The following is an 8,359-nucleotide window of genomic DNA, read 5'->3' as shown; positions in this document are numbered from 1 at the left end:
ATTTATTCCCAACACCGACAAATTAATGATAAATAATTGGTTATATTGCTTGTAAAATGCCGGCCTGGTCACAGGCCGGCACTTACGTTACCCAATTTGTAATCCGAACGTGCTCAAATGATTCATTATTCCAGACGTCACTTTATTAAACAGAACTCCATTGCGCTTTTGGGCGCTTCCATGTTACCGGAAGCATCTTTTCTGGGCCAGCTTTCTTCTTCCGATACAGCAACTGACATGCTGTTCTTTGACGCGTTTACCCGCATTGGGCCGCGACGGTATAAACATCCTGCCGAACAATGGCGGTTGGATGATTTGCTACGTGAGCTTGACCATTGCTCAATTTCGGGTGCATTAGTGGCCTACACCTTATCGGTGGCTTATGATGCCATGTATTCCAACCTCGAACTCAGCGATATGCTGAAGCCGCATTCGCGTTTATTCGCGATATGGAATGTATTGCCCCACCATACCGGTGAATTTCCCGACCCCGAAACGCTGGGTGCCAGCATGCGGGAACATGGCGTAAAGGCGGTTACGATCAATCCGCTTTCCAATGGCTGGGACTGGACGGCCGAAACAAGCAACGAATTGCTGGACTGGCTGGAAAGTCAGCGGATATTGACCATTACGACGGCTGCTGAATTGGGCGGCTGGGCTGCGCTGAATCAGTTTCTGAATCGATATACATCCATTCCGTTGCTGATCACAAATACCAACTGGATTGAACAGCGCTACCTGTTGCCGTTGCTGGAACGGCATGCCAACCTCCATATCAGTTTTGACCGTTTTCAGATCAATGAAGGCTTGGAATACCTACACAAAAAGGGACACACCGACCAGCTTATCTTTGCTTCGGATACGCCCACGATGTCGGCAGGTGCCCATCGTTGTTATGTCGACTATGCGGGAGTACCGGCCGATGCACGCGCAAAAATAGCGGGGGGAAACCTGATCCGTCTGCTGGGTGGACTGCGTCCACCGGCCATTCACACGAACCGTTCGGAAGATGTGCTGATGACGGCTGTCCGCCGTGGACAGACGCTGCCCGTACCCGTTGTGGATATGCACATGCATATGCTGCATGAAGGATTGAACGGTGCAGGAGGCGCCGGATACCGGATGGAAAATGGCGGTCCGGAGGGGATTTTTGCCATGATGAAGAAAATCGGCTGCATCGGCGGCGGCTTCATGAGCTGGGTTGGGGTAGTTAGTAACGATGCCGTTGCCGGCAACCGGCTGGTACAGCAGACACTCGACCATTCGCCCCAGGGCTTCTGGGGGCTGGGCACATTTGACCCTACCCACTATACACAGCAGCAATTGGGAGATATGATTCCTGCATTATATGCCGATAAGCGCATTATCGGAATGAAACCCTATCATTTTTATGGTGTAGAGTACCATCACCATTCGTATGATATATGGTGGAAATTCGGTGAACAGAACCGGCTGTACGCCTTGATCCATCCAACGCGGACGGATTTACTGGAGGTAGAAACACTGGCAGCGAAATATCCGGGCGTGCGGTGGGTTATTGCTCATGCCGGCGGTAGTTATGCCATGGCCGATATGGCTATATCGGCCATGCAGAAATATGCCAATGTGTATGCGGAGATCACGCTGACGCCGGTACCGCTGGGGATTATCGAGTACCTGGTGGCGCATGTGGGGGATGACCGCATCCTGTATGGGTCAGATTTGCCGATGCGGGATCCGCGGCAGCAGCTGGGCTGGGTGGTCTTTTCGCGGCTGCCACTATCATCAAAGAAAAAGATATTGGGAGAAAATGCGTTTGGGGTCATCGAACCCTGTATCGGACGCCTTCCCCGTCATAACATACCGGCTCCTTATTTAGACCGTTTGTAGCCGCTTCATTCCACTTAATTTTTATTACGATGAACATGAAAATAATTTGTACATACCTGGTTCTATTGTTGTCCCTTTCTACGTATGCACAGTCCGGTCCGGGCTGGTATACTGAAGGCAATGATTTTGCGCCCGGACAGCGGATACGGATTTCGGTAACGAATGTGCTGGATATTCCGCTGGAAAACCAGCCGATTGTCGTAAAACGGGAACAGCTGCCCGTTCAAAATATACCCGAACGCTGGATTGCGGTCGTGGATCCCAAACTGCCGAGCAACCACGAACCTACCATGGAAGAACTGAAGGAAATGAGTGGTTATTTGCGCCGGAAGGAAACCAACGGGCATTCCATTGTGCTGCAAGTTGATGATGTGAACAAGGATGGTATCTGGGATGAAATCTTTTTCATTAGCGACTTGCAACCGAAGGAAACGCGCGAGTTTTATATCTACATCGGATTTTACGAACGCGGCATGTTTGAACACGAGGTGCACGCAGGCATTGGCAATTACGGTCGCCATACCGTGCCTTTCTGGGAATCGAAAGACATGGGGTGGAAACTGTGGTACCCCCACGACTTGGATGTGCATGGAAAGCGCGACCCCATGCTGACGGCATATTACGAGTATTCAACCAATAACTCCGGCTATTACATGCCTTGGGAAATGGGGACGGATATCATGACAGTGGCCAAAACCTTCGGGGGCGGTGGAATCTGTATTTTTGAAAACCCCAAAGACCCGGAACACCCTGCGCGGGCGTACCACTCGCCATACAAGGACAAGGGACCGTACCTGGATACCCGATATGCTTACGACGTAGTGTACAACGGGCCGTTAAGAAGCATGATCGAAGTGACCACGACAAACTGGAATTCAGAAAAAGGCTTTTACGAGCTGAAACAATATTATTCCGCCTATGCACACAAAAGCTGGAGCACGGTGCAGGTGGCCTTTGATAAGTTTATGCCTCCGGCCGGCGATGCCATGTTCGGTGTCGGCATCCGGAAGATTATGGATGAATATAAATCCATAAACAAAAACGGGATTGCGGTTTCCATGGGGAAAGACATTGAGGCCCGTATCCCGGATGAGGATATCGGCGAAGATGTATTAATTGTGCCCTGGCAGGGCATCGGTATCGTGGTGAAGGAAAAATACCAGCCCAAATATCATGAAATGACCAATTATGGCGGTAATCATGTTTTTATGATTCCGCAGACAGCCGATCAGACTTACGAGTATATGGTAATTGATGGGTGGAGTTTTGGCAAGAAGCACAATAACGAAGCGGATTTCGTCCAGTATGTGGAAGCCGAGGCACAGAAATACAACCATCCACCGGTTGTTAAAGTGCATGAATTTGAACAGAAAAAGCCATAGCATAGCTGCATGGTTAATCCAGCTAATTAGTATTTCAGCTAAGTGGAATGCTAATTAGCTGGATCATCGCATTTAGGGCGTATTGTGGTAAGGAAAGTAATGTGATGAAAGATTTATGAAACGGCAGTGGGACTTTTGCCGTATTTCTAGTCTATAGTATAGACTGTTTAACTATCCAACAACCTTTCCGGGCTTGTATGCTTAAACAGCAAATAGCTAACCAATGGAGTGATGGGCGGCTGCACCGGCTGCGTGATGTGTTTAATTCCCTAACTTAAAAACACAGTTAAATTATGAATTTATTGATGTTCCCTTTTAATTACCACAGGCATCGGCATTGTATGTGTAAGCCGTTTTTGGAGTTGTGCCAAACCCTACTTCAACTTGCCAGATGGACTGGTTCGTGCCTGCTGATCGTGACAAATGCCGGAATCCTTTATGCCGAACCGGCCGATCGGGGCGGCGAAAAAAAGGAATTACACGGGCGACTTAATGTTGTTTTCTTGCCAGAACAAAATCGTGTACAGGATAATATTATTGTTCGTGGAAGGGTAATGGATGCGAATGGAAACGGGCTGACGGGCGTAAGCGTGACGTTGCAGGGGACCCGTACCGGAACTACCACTGACGCCAATGGAGGTTATTCAATCAGTGTGTCTAAAACCGCCACCCTTGTCTTTACTTATGTTGGTTTTGTGCCGAAGGAGATTCCAGTGAACGGACAGCAGGTGATTGATGTTTCATTAGTGGACGAATCTACCGCATTGGAAGAAGTTGTCGTTACGGCGCTGGGTATTGAGCGTCAGACAAGGTCATTGACCTATAGCACACAGCGCGTTAGTACGGAGCAGATGACCAAGGCGCGTGAACCGAACATTATGAATTCCCTTCAGGGAAAAGTAGCCGGTTTATCTATCAACTCATCAGCATCTGGTGTTGGTGCATCAGCCCGGGTGGTTTTGCGGGGGAATAAATCCATATCGGGAGACAGCCAGCCGCTTTATGTTGTAGATGGTGTTCCGATTCGGGGGAATCCGGACAACCTGAATGCGGATAATGTTGAATCAATCAATATCCTTAAAGGTCCCAATGCGGCAGCGCTGTACGGCAGCGCCGCGCAAAATGGTGCCATTGTTATTGAAACCAAACGAGGAAAAGCTGGCGTTACGCGTGTTGGTGTCAGTCAGACGTTTATGATCCAACAGCCGATCATATTAACGGATTTCCAAAACGAATATGGTCAGGGACAGGGCGGTCTATATGATAGAACATCGGAATATTCGTGGGGACCAAGGATGGAGGGACAGACCGTCGAGCACTGGTCATTAGATCCGGCCATGGCGGGTGCTACCTATGCGCTAACGCCTCAACCAGATAACAATATAGATGCTTACCAAAATGGTCATAACGCGACAACTAATGTATATGCAACAATAGGGGGAGAAAGAACACAGACCATGTTTTCTTATACGCTGACGGATGCCGCGGGTATTTTGCCGGGTAATGAGCTAAAAAGGCATAACGTGTCCGCCCGGATGAATAACCAGCTGGCAAAGGGATTGACACTTGACGTGAAAGCAGATTATATCTACCAAAAAATCGCTAACGGCTATTTCGGTGGAAGATATAACCCCACCAGGATGATCTACCGACTGCCCAGAAATATCCAGACCGCCCATCTGCGGGATTTTGAATACACGGATGCAGAAGGCCTGAACAAACAGAATTATTTTAATCCCGGTTCCGCAATAGGCGGAAACCCATATTGGATTTTAAACCGTACGCCAAACGACACCGAACGTGAACGGATTATCGCGTTAACATCATTGAGTTATCAGTTTTCCGATCATCTTAAGCTGATGGTCCGCGGCTCTTATGATGGTGCCAATGGAGGCAGGGAGGAGAAGTTATATAACGATAACTATGCAAGTGCGCCGGATGGGCAATACAACGTGGAAAGCAATCGGGAAAGTGAGTTTAATGCCGACTTTCTGGCCTCCTTTAATAAGCAGTTTGCCACGGATTGGAACGTGGACCTAAGTGTCGGCGGTAATATTAAAATTCAACGTAATAGTGCCGTGCGTGTGAGTACGGGCCAAGCGATGATTATCCCTAATTTCTTCGCGCTTAGCAATACCAATCTTCCGGTGGTTACCCATAATCCGGGGTTAAACCAGGATATATATTCCTTATATGCATTTGGTCAGCTGAGCTGGAAAAGTGCTGTTTTTTTAGATGTTACTGGCCGAAACGATTGGAGTTCTACGCTGCCGGCCGATAACCGTTCCTATTTTTATCCGTCTGTGGGCTTAAGTGCGGTATTGTCTGATTTAATGGAATTTCCAGAGGCGATATCCATGGCACGGATAAGGGGATCATGGGCCGAGGTCGGCAATAGCGCAAACCCTTACATGGTAAGGCGGACGGCGTCATTCAGCGCCGGGGGAACCAACGGTTTCCTGCAACTTAGCAATACGTTGCCTAATACCAACCTGCGCCCTGAACGGACACGTTCAACGGAAATAGGGCTGGACCTCCGGTTTTTTCAAAACCGGTTGGGATTCGACATCACAGCGTATAAGACAAATACATACGATCAGCTATTTACGGTAGCGCTGCCCGTTGGGTCAGGGGCGAGGGAGTATTACACCAATGGCGGTGATGTAGAGAATAAGGGTATTGAAGCGCTGATTACCACCACGCCGGTTAAACAAAATGATTTCAGCTGGGACCTGAACCTAAATTTCGGATTGAACAGAAATATGGTAAACCGGATTTCGGACGAGCGGCCGCGGGTTAACCTAACGCCTTCGGGCTTCTTCAGTAATTTCATTATTGAAGAGGGGCAGCCTTTCGGTAATATTTATTCCAGGGGTTTTATACGGGATGAACAGGGACGCGTTATCGTTGGTGCCAACGGCCTTCCCAAGGTTACAAGCGGTATCACAGTGCTGGTCGCAAATTTCAATCCGGATTGGACGGGGGGTATATCGAATACCCTCCGGTACAAAAATTTTGGGCTGAGCTTTTTGATCGAACACCGTCAGGGCGGAACAGTGGCTTCGGAAACAAACGCGATTTTATACGATGACGGCGTTACTGAACAAACACTCATTGGAAGAAATGGAGATCTAGTGTTCGGACAGCATGTGTTCACGGATGAGGTGGCAGTATTGGAAGACGGTTCTCCCAATAATATCGCCATATCCGCGGAATCCTTCTGGAGAAGTATCGGCGGAAGAAGCATACCGGTAGGAGAGGCTTTCGTAGATGATGCAACAAATACACGCCTCCGGGAACTAACCTTGGATTACACATTGCCATCGGCACTGTTTAATAAATGGCCTATCAGTAACGTGCAGCTCTCCCTAGTTGGTCGTAACCTGTTTTTCCTGTACCGCGCTTCTGACCACCTGGATCCTGATTTTATGGGGGGTACGGGAGCATCATCGGAAGGTACTCAGGCCTTTACGCCGGCATCTTCCCGATCTTTCGGGTTCAGTTTAAAGGTTGATTTTTAATCTATACTTGCTAATTTCAATTATCATGAAGATTCTTAGCTTAACATCGGATATCATAAAACGAACAGTCACTATTGCGTTGGCAATGGGCACATTCAGCACATGTACAGATCATTTTGACGAGCTCAATGTTCCCGAAAACCAGATAATTGTCGATGATATTGATGCCTCTCTTTTGGGACAGGCATTTGCCCAGTCACAATTTTATGGATTGAATGGAGATAATCAGGCATTTCAGCGATCGCAAAGTCTGTTTTCCGATGAATATGCCCAATACTTTGCAACGACAGAAGCTAATTTTGATTCGGGAAATTTTCTGGAGGTGATGAGCTGGACCTCTCGCTACTATGATGATGTTTATTCGAGGGCAGCTCCGCAATTGCTATTTGTGGAGCAAACCACTGCTGCGAGTAATATGGCGGTTGAGAATGCCATTGCAAAGGTTTGGAAGGTGGTAATGTACCACCGCATCTCTGACTTTTTTGGACCGACGATTTATTCTGAATTCGGCAATGGGCAAACCAGCGTGGCTTATGATTCGCAGGAATTTGTGTATCATGACTTTTTTAACGTGTTGGATGAAGCGGTCGCGGTGTTGTCTGCCAATACATCTGCCAATGGTTTTGGTTCAAATGATTTAGTTTATGCGGGTGATGCGGGTAAGTGGCTGACGTTTGCGAACTCCCTAAGGCTGCGGCTCGCGGTTCGCTTGGCTTACATTGATCCAGAGCTGGCTAAGACGGAAGCTGAGAAAGCCGTGGCGGCTGGTGTAATGACCCAAAATGATCAAAATGCAAATGTGCTTACAACAGCAAATTCACTGAACTTTTATGCAGCAATTACCTACATAGACGAATTTAGGATGAGTGCCACTATGCAGAGTGTACTGGAAGGCTATGACGACCCCCGTATCCGAGAATATTTTGATGCGGCAGTAGAAGGAGGCGGGTATAAAGGCATCCGGAATGGAATGCCCCGACTCGAAAAAGGACCCTTTCTGGAACCGACACATTCCTTTATCAATACCAGATGGCGGCCATTGGCACGGGGTGGCATTAATCCACCTTTGCAGGTTATGGTAGCCGCTGAGAACTACTTTCTCCGCGCTGAAGGCGCGCTACGGGGGTGGAATATGGGGGGAAGTGCAGCGGAGTTATACAATCAGGGTATTGCTATATCCATGGAACAATGGGGAGCCGCGACGTCTGATGAGGTCGAAACTTACCAAAACAGCATGAATACACCCGTGGCCATCAGTGATAAATGGAATACCCCGGCCATGTCGGATATTCCGGTTGCTTACCAGCAAGCGGCCGATTTTGAAACGCAATTGGAACAGATTATTACACAGAAATGGATTGCACTCTTCCCCGATAGTTGGGAGGCGTGGAGTGAGCGTAGGCGGACGGGTTATCCTGTTGGTTTTGCTATTATTGAATCCTTTAATCCGGATATTCCGGTAACCGGCATGATGAGAAGGTTAAAGTTTACAACTGCGGAGATCACAAACAATTCCGTGGCGGTGGAAAATGCGCGTACATTACTTAATGGGCCGGATGCTAATCATACGAGATTGTGGTGGGATGC

4 protein-coding genes are annotated in these 8,359 nt (G+C 48.2%); all 4 read left to right on the top strand.

Annotated features, from left to right (window positions below; genetic code table 11):
* The first annotated feature begins 117 nt into the window (after nt 1-117).
* Complete coding sequence (locus tag ABWO75_RS12750) at nt 118-1,869, top strand: amidohydrolase family protein (protein WP_353186116.1); 1,752 nt, start codon at nt 118-120, stop codon at nt 1,867-1,869.
* A gap of 35 nt (nt 1,870-1,904) precedes the next feature.
* The gene (locus tag ABWO75_RS12745; protein ID WP_353186114.1) at nt 1,905-3,251 is read left to right on the top strand and encodes a DUF4861 family protein; all 1,347 of its coding nucleotides are present in this window, start codon (nt 1,905-1,907) and stop codon (nt 3,249-3,251) included.
* A gap of 503 nt (nt 3,252-3,754) precedes the next feature.
* On the top strand, nt 3,755-6,772 hold the full coding sequence (locus tag ABWO75_RS12740) for a SusC/RagA family TonB-linked outer membrane protein (RefSeq protein ID WP_353186113.1): 3,018 nt from the start codon (nt 3,755-3,757) through the stop codon (nt 6,770-6,772).
* 25 nt (nt 6,773-6,797) lie between these two features.
* Nucleotides 6,798-8,359, top strand: a 1,562-nt coding sequence (locus ABWO75_RS12735; protein ID WP_353186111.1) for a SusD/RagB family nutrient-binding outer membrane lipoprotein, incomplete at its 3' end; no start/stop codon positions are given.

The sequence above is a fragment of the Parapedobacter lycopersici genome (assembly GCF_040395035.1).
GTDB lineage: Bacteria > Bacteroidota > Bacteroidia > Sphingobacteriales > Sphingobacteriaceae > Parapedobacter > Parapedobacter lycopersici_A.
Note: the sequence above shows the minus strand (reverse complement) of the source record. Positions and strands in the feature narration are given on the sequence as shown.

What these genes read in the sequence shown, in the direction of transcription:
- ABWO75_RS12750 (WP_353186116.1), top strand. Translation starts at nt 118, where the DNA reads ATGATTCATTATTCCAGACGTCACTTTATTAAACAGAACTCCATTGCG.
- ABWO75_RS12745 (WP_353186114.1), top strand. Translation starts at nt 1,905, where the DNA reads ATGAAAATAATTTGTACATACCTGGTTCTATTGTTGTCCCTTTCTACG.